We start from the raw sequence: 1567 nt of genomic DNA, 5'->3' as shown, positions 1-1567 counted from the left end.
ATTTATGAGAAATTTTGGCAAGATAGCAATGATTTTTTTTCTACTTATGATCGTAAATGCATGTTCCCAACAAGAAATACCCAATGCGAAGAATTGGAAGGTAAATGATTTTACCTTTACTGACCAAAATGAAAATAACCTAACAAAAGGTGATTTAGAAGGAAAAGTGTGGATTGCTGACTTTATATTTACCAATTGTAATACGGTCTGTTTGCCAATGACTTCTAATATGAAAAAGCTTCAGGATAAGATATCAGAAGAGGGTCTTGAAGATGTACAGATTGTATCCTTTAGTGTGGATCCTGAGTTTGATAATCCTGCTGTATTAAAAAAATATGGCGAAAGCTTTCAGGCGGATTTTGACAATTGGAGCTTTTTGACGGGGTATGACCAGGAAACAATTGAAAGCTTGGCGAAAGATAGCTTTAAATTATTGGTCTCCAAACCGGCTGAAGGAGATCAGGTCATTCATGGAACCAGTTTTTCACTGGTCAATCAAGACGGAATAGTCGTTCAGCAATATTCTGGACTTGAAGATATACCATTCGATGATATTATAAAGCATATAAAAATACTACAGTCAAATTAGGGGGCAGGGAAACCTGTCCTTTTTTATATCATATTGATAATTGTTGTAAATATAATGAATATACTAAGAGTAATCTTTAGGCAGGTGACATCTTATGTTTTGGAAAACTTCGATTACGGTGATGCTGACTTTAATGCTTGCTGGGTGTAATTCATATCCATCTTTATTCGGAAAGCAAATGGAAGATCACTCAACTTCTTATCTAACAAAAGCAATAAAACGAGAAATCCCTGAGGATTTTTTCCCAACTAATATAAATATCGTATCTTTAGGGGACTCCTTGACACAGGGGGTCGGAGACAGCAGTGAAAGTGGTGGATACATTCCTTATTTAGTGTCTTATTTAGAGCAAAATAGAGGGATAAAAGAAGCTGAATTTAATAACCATGGTGTTCGTGGCAATCGAACAACGGATCTCTTAGAAAGGCTGAAAACACCACAATTAATGATGGATATCCAACAGGCAGATGCTATTGTGATTACAATTGGCGGAAATGATATCATGAAAGTGGTAAAAGACCAATTTACAAATTTAACGATGCAAGATTTTTATCTTGAAGCCAATCACTATGAAGAGCGATTAGAAGAGATTTTTAGTATAATTAGACAATATAATAAGGATGCGGATATTTATTTTGTCGGCTTGTACAATCCTTTTGGAAAATGGATTTCTGCTTTTCAGGAACTTGATATGATTATGGATGATTGGAATAGTATCAGTCAGGAAATCGTTACTAGGGATCCTAATGGATATTTTATACGGATTGATGATGCATTTTCAAATTCAGATGAAAATCTTTTATACAAAGAAGATTATTTTCATCCGAATGACAGGGGTTATGAAATCATTGCTTCGCGAATATATGACGAAATGAAAGAGCGTATTAAAGAAAATATAAAAAGTATGAGGATGGCCAATGAGGGGGAGAAGAATGGGGAGAATCTTCAATAAAAATAATAAGTGGAAGCTGCTTTTTT

The 1567-nt window shown here is 34.6% G+C and carries 2 protein-coding genes; both read left to right on the top strand.

Annotation, left to right across the window (positions count from 1 at the left end; all coding sequences use genetic code 11):
* Positions 1-4 precede the first annotated feature (4 nt).
* Positions 5-589: an SCO family protein gene (locus tag ACKI67_RS01830; RefSeq protein ID WP_407461693.1), complete on the top strand. Its 585-nt coding sequence runs from the start codon at positions 5-7 to the stop codon at positions 587-589.
* 94 nt (positions 590-683) lie between these two features.
* Positions 684-1541, top strand: coding sequence for an SGNH/GDSL hydrolase family protein (locus tag ACKI67_RS01825; RefSeq protein ID WP_407461691.1), 858 nt, complete (start codon positions 684-686; stop codon positions 1539-1541).
* Positions 1542-1567 lie beyond the last annotated feature (26 nt).

Origin of the sequence: Methanobrevibacter sp. (assembly GCF_045577275.1) — an archaeon.
In the GTDB taxonomy this organism is placed as follows: Archaea; Methanobacteriota; Methanobacteria; order Methanobacteriales; family Methanobacteriaceae; genus Methanobrevibacter.
Note: the sequence above shows the minus strand (reverse complement) of the source record. Positions and strands in the feature narration are given on the sequence as shown.

Coding starts and splice junctions, on each gene's coding strand:
- ACKI67_RS01830 (WP_407461693.1), top strand. CDS start 5: ATGAGAAATTTTGGCAAGATAGCAATGATTTTTTTTCTACTTATGATC.
- ACKI67_RS01825 (WP_407461691.1), top strand. CDS start 684: ATGTTTTGGAAAACTTCGATTACGGTGATGCTGACTTTAATGCTTGCT.